The organism is Xenorhabdus thuongxuanensis (assembly GCF_001908095.1).
Lineage (GTDB): Bacteria > Pseudomonadota > Gammaproteobacteria > Enterobacterales > Enterobacteriaceae > Xenorhabdus > Xenorhabdus thuongxuanensis.
Genome location: NZ_MKGR01000001.1, coordinates 238,121 through 258,722 on the forward strand (window position 1 = coordinate 238,121; position 20,602 = coordinate 258,722).

The following is a 20,602-nucleotide window of genomic DNA, read 5'->3' on the forward strand; positions in this document are numbered from 1 at the left end:
GAACGGAATTACGCCAGTATGTTGGCTCTGGCGTTTATCATTGTCTGGTTGCCCATGTGGGCTGAATGAATTATGACCTTAAAACATCAACAGACCCTAATGTCCGATAAAATAAATAGTCTTTATTATCATAAAAAGACAATAGCCATAATGCTAACCTTTCGAGCCATTACTTACTTATCAGCAAAAGAAAAAAATCATGCAAACTAAACCATCACTTTGGCTTGCTATCGCCTTGATGATGTTCCCGCAGATCGTAGAAACCACCTATAGCCCTGCATTAACTAGTATCGCCGCTGGATTTTCCGTCAACCCGGAGCAAGCTGCCCAAACACTATCACTCTACTTTTTTGCTTTTTCCTTTGGTGTTGTCGTATGGGGGCGTATGTGTGATGTCATTGGCAGACGCCCAACTATTATTGCTGGCCTATCACTCTATGGTCTCGCTTCCCTGCTGGCATTATTGACACAACAATTTTGGTTATTACTCGTTGCCCGAATGTTATCTGCTTTCGGGGCCGCAGTTGGCTCTGTCGGCACACAAACCATTATGCGTGATACTTATCGTGGGGAAGAGTTAACACGTGTCTTTTCTGTCATGGGAATTGCCTTAGCAATCAGCCCTGCCATTGGCATGCTCAGTGGTTCAACATTGAACTATTTTGCTGGCTATAAAGCAGTCTTTGCTGGGTTAATTATTCTGGCGATTATCCTGACCTGTTGGTCTATTGCCCGATTACCAGAAACTCGCCCAATCAACGTAACAAAAGTGGCTTTATTAAGCACAGTAATTATGATGCTGAAAGATATTTCAATTTGGCGAAATGCGTTTTTGATCGCATTTTTCAATATTTGTTTATTCAGCTATTACCAATTAGCGCCATTTCGTTTCCAACAATTTGGATTATCACAGAAAGTATTTGGTTATACTGGCCTGTTATTAACTTTCGGCGTTGTATTAGGCTCGCTATTAAACAAATATTTGTTAAAGCAACAATGGATATCAACCCAATTAGTTGCCCTTGCCTCATTAATTAGTTTATTTAGTGGAATCGGTGTATACCTGCTCGAAAATAGCTGGCTCTTTATTTTTCCAATGGTAGGAATAGTCATCGCTTTTGGGCTAGCGATACCGAATATTTTATCTTCTGCATTAACCAACTATTCAGATAGGCTAGGCACTGCCGGTGCTTTACTTGGGTTATTTTACTATTTGCTGCTGGGGTTTGGTTTGGCACTTGCAGGCTGGAGTCAGGCATTAGGCAGCCTATTAATATGTTGTGGGAGCGCAATGATTGTTTTATCTCTCTTTCAAGATAAAAAGCCCCAACTTCCAAAATGGAAATAAAATCCAGGGGCTATATAGATTAGCTAAAAAATCAAGCCGGATTGGGAATATCGATAAAAGTCACATCCAATCCATAATTATTTGCCAGCCATTCACCGAGCGCTTTGATACCATAGCGCTCTGTCGCATGGTGCCCTGCCGCAAAAAAATGCAGCCCCATTTCACGGGCAACATGGATAGTTTTTTCCGATACTTCTCCCGTCACAAAGGCATCAACACCAAACTCAGCTGCCTGTTCAATAAAACTTTGGCCGCCGCCTGTGCACCATGCCAGTGTGCGGATCTCTTCTGGTGCATTATCACCACAATGCAGTATCTTTCTCTCCAGGCTTTTTTCAAGACGTTCAATCAATTCTGTCGGTGTAATAGGTTGATCAAAAGCACCATGAGGAAGAAGAGTATCAATTTCGCCGATAACTTTCACACCCATCTGACGCGCCAATTGGATATTGTTACCCAAAGTAGGATGGGCATCTAATGGCAGATGATAGCCATACAGGTTAATATCATTGCAAAGTAGTGTTTGCAAACGGCGACGCTTCATGCCACGGATAACAGGAGATTCATTCTTCCAAAAGTATCCATGATGAACGATGATAGCATCCGCTTCAAGGCGAATAGCTTCATCCAATAGTGCCTGACAAGCTGTCACGCCTGTAATCACCCTCTGGACATGGGAGCGGCCTTCCACCTGTAATCCATTGGGAGCGTAATCTTGAAATTCACTGTTCCTCAATTCCGTATTGAGCACATGCTCCAATTCAACATTGTTCATCACATTCCCCTTGTCATTTAGCATTTTTTTCATCATAAAATACATATCTGCTATGGATTAAGTCAAAATAGATTGGTTATAAATCCAATATAAAACAAAACACCTTGCCAGCATAAACCGACAAGGTGCCAAGATACTATATCCAAGATACTACAGTTCAAGATGTTATATTCAAAATGCCCGGTTAGGCTCAGTCATAATGCCGTTTTAGCGATTCCGAGTCTCTAAAGTCATTTCTGAACATTCCAGCCATACTGGCTTATCACTGGTTTTTCGCCATACTTTATACAGATAGCTATAAAAACGGGCACGATCACGACGAAACAGCATAACAGGAAGTGCAATGACACCCAGTGATATAGCGCCAATACGCCGCAAGAGAATCTGATGCCAAGAGTATGCACGATATGTAGACATTGATGCCCCCCATGGGCTTAACCTGTAATATGCATAAAATTTTATCTGATAAAATGAAAACTTACTACTCATCCGACCACTTTTTTAGTGGTATAAATCACTTTTTTCCATGATTTTGTAATTTAATTACAAAATCATTCTTAAACAGAAACAAAACAAACAAATTGAAAACAAAAAATTAACTCTGCATAGTTTGCTACACTTGCCTTATGATGCTTTATAGATGAATTCCGCAGATTATTTATATTTTTTTACGCTTTCGAGAACTCTTTTAATAACTTCTTTGTATGATATTTCTATGCTGTAACTGATTATTTCTTAAAGAAATAAGCAAGGAGATAAATCACCATGAATATCTTCCTGATCCTTGGCATTTTTCTGGTGACGCTATTACTGGGCTATCTTATTTATGCGTTATTAAATGCGGAGGATTTCTAAATGGCAATATCCGCTTTTTTACTAATTGCCAGTTTCCTGCTCATACTGTTTCTATTGGGTAAACCTCTTGGTAACCTGATTGCCAGACTCGTCGAAGGAGAACTACCTCGCTGGTTGATAAAAACAGAAACCATCCTGTGGCGTTGTTGTGGCCTGAAGAAACCTGGTAGTAATGTCAAAGAAATGAACTGGTGGCAGTATGCTCTCGCCATCCTCATATTCAACATAGCCGGACTATTACTACTGTTTACACTGCTGATCAGTCAAGGTCATCTGCCACTGAATCCACAACATTTTGTTGGCATGAGATGGGATCTAGCCCTTAATACCACGATCAGTTTTATCACTAATACCAATTGGCAAGCTTATAGCGGAGAAAATACCCTCAGTTACCTGAGCCAAATGGCCGGATTGACTGTTCAGAATTTTCTGTCTGCGGCAACGGGAATTGCTGTGGCTTTTGCCTTAATGCGGGCGTTTTCCCGTCAAGGCACTAAAACAATGGGAAATGCGTGGATCGACATCACACGCATCACTGTATATCTCTTGCTGCCGCTTGCGATTATTGTGGCCTTATTCTTTGTCAGTCAAGGTGTTATCCAAAACTTTTCTCCCTATGCCCTCATCCACTCTCTTGAGGGGCAACAACAATTACTGCCTATGGGGCCAGTCGCTTCCCAAGAAGCTATAAAACTTTTGGGCACTAATGGTGGAGGATTTTTTGGGGCAAACTCAGCCCATCCATTTGAAAACCCAACTTCACTTAGTAACTTTGTCCAGATCCTGGCTATTTTCTTGATCCCTTGTGCATTATGTTTCGCATTCGGTCTGGTTGTTGGCGACAATCGACAGGGATATGCCCTGCTGTGGGCAATGAGCATTATTTTCATTATTGCTACCAGCGTTGTAATGTATGCAGAAACCGCGGGCAATACCCAGCTCATACATTCCAATATCGGTAACCACTTTAATATGGAAGGCAAAGAGGCTCGTTTTGGTATCCTTGCCTCTTCTCTCTATAGCGTTGTGACGACAGCCGCTTCCTGTGGTGCCGTAAATGCGATGCATGACTCCTTTACCGCACTGGGTGGTATGATACCCCTTTGGTTGATGCAGATTGGTGAAGTCATATTCGGTGGGGCAGGTTCTGGCCTTTATGGCATATTACTGTTCGTTCTACTTGCCGTATTTATTGCAGGCTTGATGATTGGCCGGGCACCAGAATACTTAGGCAAAAAAATCGATGTTTATGACATGAAAATGGTCGCATTGGCGATTTTAATCACGCCTTCGCTTGTTTTATTGGGAACCGCTCTGGCAATTTCAATCGACGTAGGTCGCAGCGCTATTGCAAATCCCGGCGCTCATGGCTTTACCGAAGTGCTTTATGCTTTCTCATCCGCTGCCAATAACAATGGCAGTGCCTTTGCCGGACTCAATGCCAACAATGCCTTTTACAACCTATTGTTGGGCGTCATCATGTTTCTTGGGCGCTTTGGTATCATTCTGCCTGTTCTGGCAATCGCAGGTTCCATGGTTAACAAAAAACGCCAGCCGATTAGCAGTGGCACTTTACCAACCCACGGTTCGCTTTTCATTGGATTATTAATTCTGGTCATTCTACTAATTGGTGCCCTTACGTTTATTCCTTCCTTGGCTCTAGGCCCTATCGCAGAACACCTACAACTTTGGCCGTGAGAATGTGAGATAACGCATGAAAAATAAACAACAAGTATTATTTGAACCAACTTTAATTCGCCATGCACTTATCGATTCGTTAAAAAAATGCCATCCGGCTCAACAATGGCGCAATCCGGTCATGTTCGTTGTTTATGTGGGAAGTTGTCTGACCACTGCTTTATGGATCGGCATATTAATGGGGCAATTAACGGGCAGCGCGCTCTTTACCGGTGCCATTGCTCTCTGGCTATGGTTTACCGTACTGTTTGCCAACTTTGCAGAAGCGCTGGCTGAAGGACGTAGCAAAGCTCAAGCATCCAGCCTGAAAGGGATAAAAAGAACTAATTGGGCGACCAAACTAACATCAGCCAGCCGTGAGGCTACAAAAGGAAAAGTCACTTCTGACACTTTGCGCAAAGGCGATATTGTGCTGGTGGAATCCGGAGAAATTATTCCTTGTGATGGAGAAGTCCTTGAAGGAGGAGCTTCCGTTGATGAAAGTGCTATTACAGGGGAATCTGCGCCAGTTATCCGCGAATCTGGCGGCGATTTTTCCTCTGTCACTGGCGGTACGCGAGTTTTATCAGATTGGTTAATCATCGAATGCACAGTCAATCCGGGAGAAACCTTTTTAGACAGAATGATCTCAATGGTTGAAGGAGCTAAGCGACGTAAAACACCCAATGAAATAGCCCTCACCATTCTACTCACTGCACTGACCATTATTTTCCTGCTGGTCTGTATAAGCCTGCTACCTTTTTCCTTGTTCAGTGTCCAAGCCAACCAATCTGGTGTCCCTATTACACTTACTGTATTGAGTGCCTTACTGGTTTGCCTGATCCCCACCACTATTGGTGGATTACTGTCAGCCATTGGTGTTGCAGGCATGAGCCGTATGCTGGGAGCCAATGTCATTGCCACCAGCGGACGAGCCATCGAAGCCGCTGGGGATGTAGATGTTTTACTACTCGATAAAACTGGCACTATCACGCTAGGAAATCGTCAGGCATCCCAGTTTTTACCCGCACCGAGCGTCACAGAACGGCAGTTGGCTGATGCTGCTCAACTCTCTTCCCTTGCAGATGAAACCCCTGAAGGACGCAGTATCGTGATTTTAGCGAAACAACGTTTCAATATGCGTGAACGTGATCTTCGAGAATTAAAAGCGACATTTGTCCCCTTCTCTGCAATGACCCGCATGAGTGGCGTCAATATTGGTAATCGCATGATCCGCAAAGGTGCTGTCGATGCTATTCGCCGCCATATTGAAGCTAATCATAGCCATTTCCCTGATGTGATTGACCAATTGGTACAGCAAGTTGCGCATAAGGGGGAAACACCCTTGGTTGTTGCTGAGAATCAGCAAGTCTTAGGAGTTGTTGCCTTAAAAGATATTGTGAAAGGCGGAATTAAAGAACGCTTCAGTGAAATGCGCAAAATGGGGATCAAGACTGTCATGATCACGGGTGACAATCATCTCACTGCCGCGGCAATTGCCGCCGAAGCTGGTGTTGATGACTTTCTGGCAGAAGCCACTCCCGAAGCGAAACTCGCCCTTATCCGTCAATATCAATCCGAAGGACGCCTGGTTGCCATGACGGGTGATGGTACAAACGATGCGCCTGCGCTAGCACAAGCAGATGTTGCCGTTGCCATGAATTCAGGCACACAAGCAGCGAAAGAAGCTGGCAATATGGTTGACTTAGATTCCAATCCCACTAAGTTGATCGAGGTTGTACATATCGGCAAGCAGATGCTAATGACCCGCGGGGCTTTGACCACATTCAGTATTGCCAATGATATTGCCAAATATTTTGCCATCATTCCCGCCGCCTTTTCGGTCACGTATCCACAACTTAATGTGTTGAACATCATGCATCTTCACTCTCCAGAATCTGCGGTACTGTCTGCGGTTATCTTCAATGCGATAATCATAATCTTTTTACTGCCATTGGCCCTAAAAGGCGTCAGTTATCGCCCAATGAATGCATTGTCACTCTTGCGCCGGAATCTATGGGTATATGGCCTTGGTGGCCTGCTGGTGCCTTTTGTTGGTATCAAGCTGATTGATATATTGCTCACTGCCTTAATGTTTAACTAACGATCTTTTCACTACAGCGTATTTAAAAATCGGGCTTCAAATAAGGTGATGAAAAATGATCTGGTTACGTTCCTCCATTGTTCTGCTGGTATTTCTTAGCTTAATCACGGGGATTGCCTATCCACTACTGGTGACGGGAATATCAGAGTTTTTATTTCCCCATCAAGCTAAAGGCTCGCTAATAGAGCAGAATGGCAAACTGGTTGGCTCTGAATTAATTGGTCAAAATTTTACCAAAGCCATCTATTTTCATGGGCGACCTTCCATGACGGCCGAAAAACCGTACAACACTCTGTCATCTGGAGGCAGTAATCTCGCTTTAACCAATCCTGCATTGAGCAGTAAAATACACCAAAACATTATCCAGGTACGTTTATTTAACCATCCCGAAAATTCTCCAATCCCTGTTGATTTAATCATGGCATCGGGTAGCGGGCTCGATCCCCATATATCCCCTGAAGCGGCTGAATTTCAGGCACAACGCGTGGCGATAGCCCGTCATATACCACTTACAGTCATCCATAAACTCATTGGGCAACATATTCAATATCCCCTGCTGGAATATATGGGGCAGCCCATAGTCAATGTACTGGAACTGAATCTGGCGTTAGATAATCTGAACCAAAAAGGCAGATTAAGATATGGAACAAAATGAACTACAACGCCCTGATCCTGACGAATTACTGACACTGGCAAACGAAAAACCACGTGGCAAGCTAAAAATATTTTTTGGTGCTTGTGCGGGTGTCGGCAAAACTTATGCCATGCTGCAAGAAGCTCAACGGCTGCTGGCGCAAGGGTTAGATGTCATTGTCGGTGTTGTTGAAACCCATGATCGACAAGAGACCTCAGCTCTACTGAAAGGTTTACCCCAATTACCAGCAAAATATTTCCGCCATAATGAACGCAGGATAGCGGCATTTGATATTGATGCCGCTCTTGCCCGCCATCCGGCCATTATTCTGATGGATGAACTAGCATTCAGTAACCCTAAAGGTTGTCGCCACCCGAAGCGCTGGCAAGATGTCGAAGAATTACTGGAAGCTGGCATTGATGTACTGACGACTGTCAATGTGCAACATTTGGAAAGTTTGAATGATATTGTCGGCGGTATTACCGGTATTCGCGTACGGGAAACCGTTCCTGATCATATCTTTGATCAGGCCGATGACGTTGTTCTAGTCGATCTTCCGCCTGATGATCTACGTCAGCGGCTCAACGATGGTAAGGTTTATATTTCAGGTCAGGCAGAGCGTGCCATTGAACATTTTTTTCGCAAAGGGAATCTGATTGCCCTGCGTGAATTGGCGTTGCGTCGCACGGCAGATCGCGTAGATGACCAAATGCGTGCTTTTCGTGATACTCGAGGAAAAGAACCCGTATGGCATACGCAAGAGAATTTACTGCTGTGTATTGGCTACAACGCCGGCAATGAAAAACTGGTTCGAAAAGCCGCTCGCCTGGCAGCAAAACTCAACTGTACCTGGCATGCTGTTTACGTTGAAACCCCCAAACTACATCGATTGCCAGAAGGCAAACGACGTACCATTTTGCAAGCCTTAAAGCTGGCACAAGATCTGGGGGCTGAAACCGCAACACTCTCCGACTCTGATGAAGAAAAAGCCATCCTGCGCTACGCCAGAGAGCATAACCTAGGTAAAATCCTTATTGGCCGCTATTACAATTCACAGGTAAATTTTTTCGGCTTTAAATGGTATCGTGACTTTTCAGAGCGTCTGGGAAAACTCGGCCCTGATTTGGATTTGATTATTGTTGCGTTGGAAGATAAAAAAAACAGCGGCAAAGAACCAAAAGATAACCGAACATTCAATGATAAATGGCGAGTCCCGATTCAAGGTTTTTTGATGGCTATTGTACTCTGTGCCCTGATTACCCTCTTTTCCCGAACCTTCTTGCTGACCCTGGATAAAGCCAACCTGGTGGCGCTCTACCTGCTCGGTGTTGTCATTATCGCGCTGTTTTATGGTCGTTGGCCATCTGTCTTTGCTGCTTTTGTCAATGTCATCAGTTTTGATCTTTTCTTTGTCCAACCACGTTGGTCATTGGAAGTCAAAAACATACAATATCTGCTCACACTGACTGTAATGCTGATTGTCGGGGCAGTTGTTGGAAACCTTACCGCAGGTATACGCTATCAAGCCAGAGTAGCTCGTTATCGCGAACAACGAACACGGCACCTATATGAAATAACTCGGACACTGAGCAAAGTTCTGAACGAAGAAGACGTAGCCCGTATTAGCTATCACTTTCTATCCAACAGCTTTCAGGCAAAAACAGGGCTGCTGCTGCCAGATAGCAACCAGCATTTATATCAAGTTAAATCCCATAATGGTGGTCAAATGCAGATCGATGAAGCGATCGCCAAATGGTGTTTTGAGAAAAAACAACCTGCTGGAGCTGGTACTGATACATTACCGGGTGTCCCTTATCAATTATTGCCTATCGCTACGCCCTCGCAGGTTTTTGCCGTACTTGCTATTGAATCCCCTAACCAGCGCCAGTTACTAGTACCGGAACAACAGCGGTTATTACAAATCTTCACGGGACTCATTGCCAATGCGCTGGAACGCTTGCACCTGACTCGCAGAGCAGAATCCGCTAGGTTAGAAACTGAGCGGGAACAGTTGCGTAATTCATTATTGGCAGCACTATCTCACGACTTACTTACTCCGTTGACCGTACTATTCGGGCAGGCTGAAATACTGATGTTGGATTTATCGACAGAAAGTTCGCCCCATACCCAACAAGTTAACCAAATTCGCCAGCAAATTCTCAGCCTTTCGCGACTGGTCAATAACCTGCTTGATATGGCACGACTGCAATCAGGTGGCATTCAGCTTAATCTTGAATGGTATCCACTGGAAGAAATTGTCGGCAATGCCTTGCACTCTCTGGAACATACCCTCAATCACTATACTGTTGAACTTTCTTTACCTAACGATTTATTACTACATTGTGATGCCGCCTTATTGGAACGTGTTTTTATCAACCTACTGGAAAATGCCATTAAATACACTGATGAACAGACTCCCTTGGGTATACAAGCTACAATAGAAAAAATACAGGTACATATTGAAGTTTGGGATGCAGGCACAGGAATTCCACAAGGGCAAGAAAAGCTTATTTTTGATAAATTCTCACGCATCAGCAAAGAATCGGCTATTCCTGGTGTCGGATTAGGTTTGGCGATCTGCCGCTCCATTATTGAAATCCACGGTGGAAAAATATGGGCGGCTAACAATAAAAAAGGCGGGGCTAGTTTTCATTTTCTTCTACCGTTGAAAGAGCCACCCAAAATTGAAAATGCTCTCAACAATATGTAAATAAAAATGGGTCCGCCCCAAAACTCAATTATTCAAACACATACCTGATTTCGTTACTTCTTACGAACAGGCAAACCTGTTCCACGAATTCCTTCTTGTGGCAGAACTAACACGGCTGCCGACCATGCAGGCATGGTGATCTCTCCATTTTCTGTTATTTGTATTCCCGCAGCCAAAGACGCTTCGCCTAATTCACGTTGAATATCATTTAATTTCAGCCCCTCGACATTAAGATCGTTGACACTCATAGGCCAAGGTGCAGCATTAATGACGACGACTAAACCATCAAACCGCCAATCACGATCACCCGACGTCATATTTCCATCATCAATCGTCATGACCAGTAAACCAAGTTTCTGATGAGGACCAACATTAACGAAATCAACACGCTGCCTGACAGCAGCACCATCACCAAGTGTCATCAGTGGTGAAAATTGACGTAAACGCAATAGCTCCTGATAAAACGCCATCATCTGTAATAATTCATTTTGGCCTGGTTTTTCCACCTGATTTTTCACCCGACTAATCAGTGGATAATTTTTGCCATCATTACCACGTTCAGGTAACCCTACGTCATAATTATTGTCTTTATAATCATAGCTAACACGATTAAACCAATCGCCAGCATCATAAGAATCACGGGTAAATGATTTTGAACGCAATAACTCTGATCCTTGTTGATCAAAAGCCAGACCTTGTCCAAGGAATACCGTTGCAAGAGAGAGCGCCTGCATACGAACCCTCGTCACCAAATCCGCCTCTTGAGCAGCTTTATAGCTAATAATGTCCCACAATGTTTGATTGTCATGCTTAGATACATAATTGAGTACTTCAGTGGGATCTAATGCATAACCCGCAGCAGTGCCCTTATAATCAATTTCCCTGCCTGTTTTTACCTCTCCATCTTTATCGAACATGACAAAATCCGCCAAATTACCAGTCATGCCAAGACGTACCAGATCCCATAAATGACGAACTTGATCTACATCTAAGTTAGAAATTTCGTTCGGTAATATTTCGGCACCATTGCCTACTCCCTGATTACTGCGAATACTATCAGCAACATCAAAAGGCCCACCGCCACGTACCGCATCTCGCAACCGATCAGAGAAAGTCCCAATGCCACTCCCTTTAAGATTAACTTGTGATGCGGTTTCAAACCGATCATCCTGCCCAGAATTCCAGCCCTCTCCGAAAAAGTAGATCGATGGGTTAATAGTTCGTACTTTTTCTAGTGCCGATATAATTTGTGCTTTGGGGTGATAACCCATTAAATCGAATCGAAATGCATCTATCTTATAATCTTTAACCCAGGTTACCAGTGAGTCTTCAATCAGTTTGGCAAACATACGGCGTTCAGGCGCAGTGTCAGCACAACAGGTATTATTTTCGACATTGCCTGTTATTTCATCTAAACGGTGGTAATACCAAGGCACGATCTTATCCAACACCGACGTTCGGGATGCAGGGCCTGCCGCATCAGTATGGTTATAGACAACATCCATGATCACATTCATGCCCAATTGCCGTTTGATAGCCTGTATCATAGAGCGAAACTCTTTTATGCGACTGGAACCTTCTGGATCAGTGGCATAAGAACCTTCCGGTACTGAATAATGAAACGGATCGTAACCCCAGTTATAGGAATCCGTCTTTGCTACCATCATATTTAATTCTTGTACCTGCGGATTATTAATGTTGTCATCAAACCGCAATTGCTGCAAAACCTCCCGTACAGTCAATGAGCTATGGCAATAACTAGCAAAACGGCTATTTTTCACCATTGGATTGACCTGACATAGATGTTTAAAAGGGTGATCAAGATCAGCCACCTGATGGCTAAATTCATTAATGGAAGCGATATCAAACACAGGCAATAACTCCATATGCGTCATTCCCGCCTGACTTAACGCTTTAAGATGCTTGAACATATCGCTGTTCTTGTCAGTCAGTGCCAGATATTTACCACGCCAGTTTGCTGGTATTGTGCTGTCTGCAACGGAAAGATCACGAATATGCGCTTCATAGATAGCCATGCGGGCAATATCCGTTGGTGTATTTTGCGGGCGTGGCGTTAACAGGTTATCCCAGTTTTGTGGTTTTAAGGATGCATCATCCAAATTAACAATCTGGCTATATTCTGAATTAGTGGACAGGCTATAAGAATAGGGATCGGTAACTTCATAACGTTCCACATGACGGGAAGATGGATGGTAGACTTTTAAGGCATAACGATAGTAAGCACCAATCAATTTCTTGTCGCCTTGCCATGACCAAGAGCCACTCGCGGTATCGCGTTCCATTGTATAATTGGCGATAATTTGCTTATCTTGATTATAAAGAACCAAGTCCACCTCTTGGGCAGTTGGTGCCCATAAGCGGAAAATCACACCCTTATCATTTATCCGTGCCCCATATTCCAGCTTATCAGCAGCACCGGCGAAACGATCATCCAACACCCCCGCCGTTTGTACTTGAGTTGCTGATATTAGCAAACCTTGCTCATTAGCCGCCAAAACCACCAAATCTCCGGTCAGAAGAAGATCAATATCTGTTCCTTCTGGTAGACGGAACGCTGCCCATTTTGCCAGATGAGGAAATATCTTTGCTGTCTCTTGATTTAAGTTCGTTGGTGTTAACGCCAGATACTTATCGGTAAAATACCCTTGGTCATTGGGCTTTACCTTATTGTTATGATTGTAATATAAACGAACAATAGGTTGGCCTGCTCCATCTGGCCATAATAATGTTTGTCGATCAACCCAATGTGCAGAAGCTTGAGAAATTTCTGACTCAGAATGACAACGGTAGATTTGTTCACTACCAGATATTTGCTTCAAACTAGGTGCCATCAGTTCCTCCTGGGTTTTGAGCGAATGATTTTTATTTGGTATACAGCTATCTTGTACGCAACTTGTCAGTGATAAAATGAATAAACTACCGAATACAATACGATAAACCTTTCTCCAAAAGTCAGATTTCATAGTCAAACCTTTTTAATAAAAAGATCACATCAACTATTTTATTTTTAATAAAATGAAAATAATGATTAAACATTGTATTAGATAAGTTCACCTCATCCTTTATTAATAAATATCAGGAGGAGAATAAAGGATGAGTTACCTTCTGTGATGCTCACCATAAAAGGCATTTTGCAAGAAAATTTGGTCTGATTTTTTGCATGAATTAATTTGTAACTCTCTGGAAAATCCTTAATTAATAGTACTTTCATATAATTAAAATTTGCCACCATTCGAATAATAAAGCGCATAAAAATTTTTTAGCATTTTAATGGAATTCTATATATTCAGATCAACAAAATTAGCCTATGATTCACTCCCCTGATACAACACGTTAATATCAAACATGGTAACGTTTCCCAGGTTGCTCCTATCGATAAATTGAGCGTGGTATTTGCAGTCGTTCTGGCAGTAATTCTATTTGGCGAGAAAATTTCTCTGGTGACTTCCGCTGGCGTCTTATTGATTGCCATAGGCGCCTTGATGGTTGCTTTGGGATAAAAGCAAAGAAGCCGCAGCGACTGCTACGGCTTGTGTTTTTTCCGGTCAGAAATAGAGACCAATCAATCCACGGCAAATACTTGATTGACGATTTCCTGTGCCTCTTGTTCAATTTTTTCACGATGCTCCGCACCAAGGAAGCTTTCGCAATAGATTTTATAGGCCTCTTCCGTACCAGAAGGACGGGCAGCAAACCAACCATTATCACTCATCACTTTCAAGCCACCAATGGAAGCGCCATTGCCCGATGCAGTGGTCAAACGGGCAGTAATCGGATCACCTGCCAATATGTCGGCCTTGACCATTTCCGGTGACAATTTGGACAGTAATGCTTTTTGCTGATGAGTCGCTGGAGCCTGAATACGGCTATAGCTTGGTGTGCCAAATCTGGCCGCCAGTTTATCGTAACGTTGCTGTGGATTTTCACCAGTCATTGCGGTCATTTCAGCAGCCAACAAGCAAAGAATGATACCATCTTTATCGGTTGACCACGGAGTGCCATCAAAGCGCAAGAAAGATGCTCCGGCACTTTCTTCTCCACCAAAGCCCAACTCGCCTTTATATAATCCATCCACAAACCATTTAAAACCGACGGGAACTTCTACTAATTCACGCCCAAGATCGGCGACAACACGATCAATCATGGCACTGGAAACCAGTGTCTTACCTACTGCGATATTTTTCGGCCATTGTGGACGATGACGGAATAGGTAATCGACAGCCGTTGCTAAGTAATGGTTAGGATTCATCAAACCAGCCGGTGTAATAATCCCATGACGGTCATAATCAGGGTCATTAGCAAAGGCTAAATCAAATTTACCACGCAGCTCCAGTAACCCCGCCATCGCCCAACGGGATGAACAATCCATACGGATCACGCCATCATGATCTAATGTCATAAAACGAAACGTCTGATCGATCTTATCATTAACCATTGTCAGATCGAGATTGTAATATTCCCCAATCCGCTGCCAATAGGCGATCCCTGAGCCGCCCAGTGGGTCAATACCAATCTTTAAGCCTGCCTGTTGGATCGCCGCCATATTCACAACTTCACCCAGTGCAGTAACATAAGGATCGATCAAATCTTCGGGATGCAGATATTCACTTTTTAATGCCTGTTCATAAGGTAGGCGCTTGATCCCATTGAGACCAACAGCCAATAATTCATTTGCACGTTGTTCAATGATTGCCGTCAAATCGGTATCGGCAGGTCCGCCGTTAGGCGGATTATATTTAATACCACCGTCTTCTGGCGGGTTATGGGATGGCGTAATCACGATACCATCAGCCAAACTTTTTCCCTGACGGTTATGGCATAAGATGGCATGGGAAATGGCTGGAGTCGGTGTAAACCCATTATTTTCCTGCACAATTACATCCACACCATTTGCCGTTAACACCTCCAATACAGAGATAAATGCCGCTTCTGAAAGTGCATGGGTATCTTTACCCACATAACATGGTCCAGTAATCCCATGTTGCGAACGAACTTCCACAATCGCCTGCGAAATAGCCAGAATATGCACTTCGTTAAAACTATTACGTCCAGAACTGCCACGATGGCCAGAAGTACCAAATTTGACCTTATGTGCTGGATTTTCAGGATGTGGTTGTAAGGTGTAATACTGTGAAGTGAGCTGAGCAATATTGATTAAATCATGCTGCTGGGCGAGCTGCCCTGCTCTTGGATGAATTGCCACTTTATTATTTCTCCTGGGAAACCGCACTGACTTATCGCCAGCGCAGTACTAATAAACTAAGCGATTGTATTAATAGTAGGGCAACTAACTGAATTAAATAGTGCCACACACTTTCTCAATCAAATTTGCCGGAAACTTCATATCCTGCATAATATGTTCAATCATGCTACGTTTACGGTCAGTATTGGTATTAGTGATCACCCAAAAAGGTGTACCGGGAATATGACGTGGCTTAGTTTGCTTGCCCCTGGCCAATAAGGTGTATTCATCACCGGCGAAATAGGTACGGGTGCGGCCATGCATCGCTTCCGTTGCTTTAGAAAAATTCTCGCTGTTCAGGCTATACAATGCCGACAAGATCAGCATAAAACGTTCAACAGATTTTTTCTTTTCAGCATATTCATCAGAAAGCAATAATTCACGAATAACACGGACAGCATCACGGGAACGGGCAACAGGGGTTTTAACAACAGGTGCAGGGTCGTTGGCAGGCTCTGTAATTTGTACTGGCTGCCCGGCGTCTAACTTCAATATGCGCCGTAAAATATCAGATGCACTTTCACCGATATGCAGAGTTTGGCTTGCAATAAAGCGGTAAAGTTCTTCATCAACTTCTATCGTTTTCATTTCTATCCAGTACTGTTCTTAATGAAAAAATTATCTTGGGATTATAAGATATAATGCCACAAAACAAAACAATTAAACTTTCAATAACTTAAAGTGATTCTTTAAAAAATTAAGAATTTTTAGGAAAGCGACTTTCCTTTAAAATAAATCAATTAGTTACAACTATTTCATCCCGTTGAGTTTGTCACAATTCACGCATCATGATATTAAGCATCTTAATATTAAACATTGTATAAATGGTATTAAATTCAGGCAAATCATGAAATCAAATCGTCAATTAAATTATCATCTTCACACTGTAGAAAATCCACAATCTTCAACTCCTATTGTCTTGATTCATGGGCTTTTTGGAGATTTAAACAATTTGGGAGTATTGGGGCGTGATTTACAGCAACATTATTCGGTGATTCAAATCGATGTACGCAACCACGGTCTTTCACCACGTATGGAAAATATGGATTATCACGATATGGCACAGGATGTCCTGACACTGCTTGATGAACTCAGTGTGCCCAAAGCCACTATTATTGGGCATTCCATGGGTGGCAAAATCGCCATGACCATGACAGCTATTGCACCAGAGCGGATTGAAAAAATCGTGGTGATTGATATGGCTCCCGTCGCTTACCCGGTTCGCCGCCATGACAGCATTTTCGCAGCACTGAACAAAGTCGCGGCCGCCGGTGTACAAACCCGACAAGCAGCAGCAGATATTATGCACCAGGATATTCGGGAAGAGGGTGTTATTCAATTTTTACTGAAATCATTCCGTCAAGGGGAATGGAAATTCAACTTATCCGTTTTGCAAAAAGAATACGAAAAAATTATCGGCTGGGAAACTATTTCTGCATGGTATGAACCCGCCCTGTTTATTCGTGGTGGAAATTCAGATTATATTACTGAAGAATATCGTGAAGATATTATCAACCAATTTCCACAAGCAACAGCATGGGTTGTAGCTGGTTGTGGACATTGGGTACATGCAGAAAAACCTGAAGCTGTACTCAGGGCAATTCATCGCTTTTTAGGCACAAAATAATTATAGATATCAACCCATCTAAATATGGGTTGATAAAATAAATGGCCAATATAAAAATAATTATATCCAATTCATTACTGGCAACTTAATATATAAAAAAGAAAAAAATTAGTAATCACTATACCAATATTAAATAACACATCCTACAGATAAATAAAACTTCTTGATTTTAATTAAGGACAAATAATTATGAAAGATAATATCTTATATAATCCCATTGCACACCTTTACGAAGATTTTGGTCATGCTGCAGGAGAGCGATATTAAAAGTTATCCACCAGGTTTTTGGGATGATTTTCAAAGAAACTGTCTTGATACCGCCCTCGTTTGTCAATTCTAATAAAATAATCCCCCGTGATTTTATTAGGGGGATTTGAATTTATTCCATAAATTAACCGTCCATCTTCAAGCACTGTATTACTATATTAATTCTGTATTTTGACAGAGATATTATGTGAAACAGGAGAGGCTACCCTGATACTATAAACGAACCTACTAATTGAAATTACAATATCATCATTATCATCTGTTCTATTTTATGCATTGCGACTTATTATAATAATATATTTATTCGATGTTGCTATGCCTAAAAAGCCAATATGACATTCCACTGTAAATTTATCACTTTGCATCTCAATGTTATCAACATTAATACTATTATTATTCACATTAAATTTAGCTTAAAATCACATATAATAACGACATAAAACGGGTTTTATCATAAAAATAATGGTTACACTAACATATAGAAAAATCACTTAATTTCACAGCGTGATCTTCTCGTGAAAATAACTTTAATCATCACTCTTTAATTAATAATAATCATGATAACAATATACTTGTATATAAGATTTTTTGTGGTTGTAAAATGAACGAATTCCTGATTAATAATGTAAATGCAATAATAAAGTAATTTTATATTTTTTTAATTTTAATATTAAATTATAAATGAGATCGATATGAACATACTTAATAATAACACAGCAATTTCTAACTACACATCAGCAGCTTTACATTTACTTAATCAAACAATGGGGTATACCTATCAAGCGGCACTTCGTGCTGCCACGGTTCTCGGTGTAGCCGATCATTTAAGCAATGGGCCAAAAACAGTGCATGAACTCGCCAAAACTGTTGGAGCCCAAGAGCAACAGTTACACCGAGTTCTGCGGCTGCTTGCTACACGGAATATCTTTCATGAAACCGAAGATAAAGGGTTTTCACTCACTCCAGCCGCAGAGTTTTTGCGCAAAGACACACACCATTCCCTCCGAGCCGCAGTATTGATGTTGACTGACCGGACATTTTGGCAACCTCTTGGTGAGATTGTAGAAAGCGTCCGCGGTAATCCTGCCTTCAAACACCTCTACGGACTTCCTTTCTTTGATTATTGGGCGCAAACGGACACACAGACTGATGATTTTCACGTCGGTATGTCCTCAATGTCTAAAGTGGAAAATTTGTTTCTCGTGCACAGTTATGATTTCCCGAAAAACTCAACAGTTGTCGATATAGCTGGCGGGTTTGGTGGCCTGTTATTAGAAGTATTACAGGCTAATACAACCCTGCGAGGGGTTCTTTTCGACCAACCACACGTACTGGCCAGACATGAACTTGGCGCGCTAGGTGACGATACGCGGTGGGAGATTACTTCTGGCGACTTTTTCGAGTCATGTCCTCAGGGCGATATATATATGCTCAAGTACATTATGCACGACTGGTCTGATGAACAATGTATACAAATTCTACGTAACTGCCGACAAGCGATGTCCCCTAATGGACGAGTATTGGTGATGGATCCTGTAATCCCTAATGGCAACGTTTCACATGCAGGTAAAGAAATGGATCTTCTCTGTATGGGGATCTACGAAGAAGGACGTGAACGCACAGAGGATGAACTACGACAATTGTTGGCTAACGCAGGCTTGAAACTCAATCGTGTCATTAATACAGGCTGTCACATTTCGATTGTTGAAGCCATTGCCGAATGAGTTCCTGAGCATTAAGTCAGCCAGGTAAAAACTTCCTTATTTTCACAATATATTGAGGAAATAGTGATGTCTTTTCACAAAAGAAGTCTTGCCATTGTCGGAGGCGGGGCTGCTGGGGTGGCGACATTCATCGCAGCAGTGCAACAGCGTGCGGCACAATTTATTTATATTATAGAACCTGGGCCTGTTGGCCCAGGGATGGCTTTTTTCAATTTGGATGGCGATGTACTGTGCAATACCTCGGTCGATACCATGTCAGTCGTGGCAGATAATCCTCTGGATTTTCTGGATTATTTGCATAAACACGGGCATAGCGTTACACCAGAATCTTTCGTCCCGCGGCAATGGGTAGGCAACTATCTGAATGAAAGATATCTAGAATTTAGTACTCTCGCTCTTAAAGCTGGTATTGAGGTTTTCCATGTACCTGACTTGTTTAGGGGATTGAAGGTCAATTCACATCGTTATTATACGCTCTGGCACGGTGATAGCCTGACACCCCAATCGCTGGAAGTGACTGATGTCATTTTCTGTACAGGCTTAGGTGCTTCTCGGCTCCCTGAGGTGTTGAAACCCTACTTGACTCGCTCAACGTTTATGCACAGCCCCTATCCAGAGAAGGATATGTTAGCCAGAATACCCCCGCAATCACGGGTATTGGTTATCGGCAGTAAACTTTCAGCAATCGATGCTGCTATTCTTCTCTGCCGTGAAGGCCATAACGTCACTATGACATCGCCGTCAGGAGATATCCCCGCTGTCCGTTCACGGTTTATACGAAGCCCTGGAACCTTCTTTGAGCATGAAAATATAATGTCAATAATGACCCGTAAGGGGAATCAAGTAACAAGTATTTTTCCTGATTCATTGAAACATGCGTATCTGAAATATTTCTGCCGCACACTCAACAAATACACAAAAATACCATGGCGAGAGCAATTCTCTAATGCCAATAGTTATCGGGAGCGTCTTCGTGAAGAAATCGCTATTGCCGAGCAAGGAAAAAGTCAATGGCAAGATATGATAGTCAATTTCATGCACGTCATTAACGAAGTACATTTAAATGATGACGCTTATTTCGGCGGTTCATTCCATCCCAACGTCGAAAAAATGCTTCATCGCTATATCACCGCCATTGCTTTACCCAATGCACAAAAACTTCTGCACTATATGGATAGTGGTTCTCTGATCATTCAGAAAGGAGAAATTCTAAATGTTGCTATAGAGAAAGGAGAAACAGATACCTGGTTAGTCAATTTAGGGCGGGATTACCAACCATTTGATGCTATTGTCGCTGCGGTTGGTTATCATCGACCTGACTTTATCATTGACGAGGACGGGATACTTGAGATTGATACTCACGGCCAGCGGTCAGGACGCGCCATATCGATCTCGCCAGAAATGGCCGCTATCCTCCCTAACTTTAAGGAAAAAGAGAGTATTTGGTTTGTCGGAACGCCTGCGCATAAGCGGTTATGGGTGCCCAATGCCCTCGTCGTGGTCACGAATATAGCAAATCGGGTTATTAAAAATATGCTGAAATCAGATGTTCAGGTCACATCAACTATCAGTAATACTGAAAAAGAGCTGGAAATGAGCGCATAATTTTAACCGCTCC

The 20,602-nt window shown here is 42.6% G+C and carries 14 protein-coding genes and 1 pseudogene; 10 read left to right on the plus strand and 5 right to left on the minus strand.

The genetic code is table 11. The annotated features are described in order from the left end of the window. Positions 1–199 precede the first annotated feature (199 nt). Positions 200–1,348, plus strand: coding sequence for a multidrug effflux MFS transporter (locus Xentx_RS01090; RefSeq protein WP_074018423.1), 1,149 nt, complete (start codon positions 200–202; stop codon positions 1,346–1,348). Positions 1,349–1,379: 31 nt separating this feature from the next. Here Xentx_RS01090 and Xentx_RS01095 read toward each other — a convergent pair whose 3' ends face one another. Both Xentx_RS01095 and Xentx_RS01100 read right to left on the minus strand, forming a co-directional pair. Continuing rightward, the gene (locus Xentx_RS01095; RefSeq protein ID WP_074018424.1) at positions 1,380–2,123 is read right to left on the minus strand and encodes a type 2 GTP cyclohydrolase I; all 744 of its coding nucleotides are present in this window, start codon (positions 2,121–2,123) and stop codon (positions 1,380–1,382) included. A 207-nt stretch (positions 2,124–2,330) separates the two neighbouring features. Continuing rightward, a complete protein-coding gene (locus Xentx_RS01100) occupies positions 2,331–2,540 on the minus strand; it encodes a YbfA family protein (protein WP_074018425.1) in 210 nt (69 codons plus the stop codon). 348 nt (positions 2,541–2,888) lie between these two features. On the opposite strand from Xentx_RS01100, the gene kdpF reads away from it, so the two are divergent. The 5 genes from kdpF to kdpD are packed head-to-tail and all read left to right on the plus strand — an operon-like array spanning position 2,889 to position 10,103. Then, positions 2,889–2,978 (plus strand): K(+)-transporting ATPase subunit F, encoded by a 90-nt coding sequence (gene kdpF / locus Xentx_RS01105; RefSeq protein ID WP_065814091.1) that lies wholly within the window; start codon positions 2,889–2,891, stop codon positions 2,976–2,978. Then, positions 2,979–4,676 carry a potassium-transporting ATPase subunit KdpA gene (gene kdpA / locus Xentx_RS01110; RefSeq protein WP_074018426.1) on the plus strand — a complete coding sequence of 566 codons (1,698 nt, stop codon included), beginning with the start codon at positions 2,979–2,981 and terminating at the stop codon, positions 4,674–4,676. It begins immediately after the preceding gene. A gap of 16 nt (positions 4,677–4,692) precedes the next feature. Beyond that, positions 4,693–6,759, plus strand: coding sequence for a potassium-transporting ATPase subunit KdpB (kdpB, locus tag Xentx_RS01115; protein ID WP_074018427.1), 2,067 nt, complete (start codon positions 4,693–4,695; stop codon positions 6,757–6,759). A 55-nt stretch (positions 6,760–6,814) separates the two neighbouring features. Then, a complete protein-coding gene (gene kdpC, locus Xentx_RS01120) occupies positions 6,815–7,414 on the plus strand; it encodes a potassium-transporting ATPase subunit KdpC (RefSeq protein WP_074018428.1) in 600 nt (199 codons plus the stop codon). Beyond that, on the plus strand, positions 7,401–10,103 hold the full coding sequence (gene kdpD, locus Xentx_RS01125) for a two-component system sensor histidine kinase KdpD (protein WP_074018429.1): 2,703 nt from the start codon (positions 7,401–7,403) through the stop codon (positions 10,101–10,103). The genes kdpC and kdpD overlap by 14 nt, the downstream gene beginning before the upstream one ends. 53 nt (positions 10,104–10,156) lie before the next feature. On the opposite strand, the gene pulA is transcribed toward kdpD, so the two are convergent. Further along, on the minus strand, positions 10,157–12,955 hold the full coding sequence (pulA, locus tag Xentx_RS01130) for a pullulanase-type alpha-1,6-glucosidase (protein ID WP_074018430.1): 2,799 nt from the start codon (positions 12,953–12,955) through the stop codon (positions 10,157–10,159). 507 nt (positions 12,956–13,462) lie between these two features. Between pulA and Xentx_RS01135 the strand changes: the two are divergent. Further along, positions 13,463–13,624 (plus strand): annotated as a pseudogene (locus Xentx_RS01135) (EamA family transporter); the annotation flags it as partial. Positions 13,625–13,686: 62 nt separating this feature from the next. Here Xentx_RS01135 and pgm read toward each other — a convergent pair. Further along, complete coding sequence (gene pgm / locus Xentx_RS01140) at positions 13,687–15,327, minus strand: phosphoglucomutase (alpha-D-glucose-1,6-bisphosphate-dependent) (RefSeq protein ID WP_074018431.1); 1,641 nt, start codon at positions 15,325–15,327, stop codon at positions 13,687–13,689. Positions 15,328–15,420: 93 nt separating this feature from the next. Beyond that, positions 15,421–15,954 (minus strand): replication initiation negative regulator SeqA, encoded by a 534-nt coding sequence (gene seqA / locus Xentx_RS01145; RefSeq protein ID WP_074018432.1) that lies wholly within the window; start codon positions 15,952–15,954, stop codon positions 15,421–15,423. A 259-nt stretch (positions 15,955–16,213) separates the two neighbouring features. On the opposite strand from seqA, the gene ybfF reads away from it, so the two are divergent. From ybfF to Xentx_RS01160, 3 genes are all read left to right on the plus strand, one after another. Further along, positions 16,214–16,993, plus strand: a complete 780-nt coding sequence (gene ybfF, locus Xentx_RS01150; protein WP_074018433.1) for an esterase — start codon at positions 16,214–16,216, stop codon at positions 16,991–16,993. Between the two features lie 959 nt (positions 16,994–17,952). Beyond that, positions 17,953–18,984 (plus strand): methyltransferase, encoded by a 1,032-nt coding sequence (locus Xentx_RS01155; protein WP_074018434.1) that lies wholly within the window; start codon positions 17,953–17,955, stop codon positions 18,982–18,984. Positions 18,985–19,050: 66 nt separating this feature from the next. Continuing rightward, positions 19,051–20,589: an FAD/NAD(P)-binding protein gene (locus Xentx_RS01160; RefSeq protein WP_074018435.1), complete on the plus strand. Its 1,539-nt coding sequence runs from the start codon at positions 19,051–19,053 to the stop codon at positions 20,587–20,589. Positions 20,590–20,602: the final 13 nt, after the last annotated feature.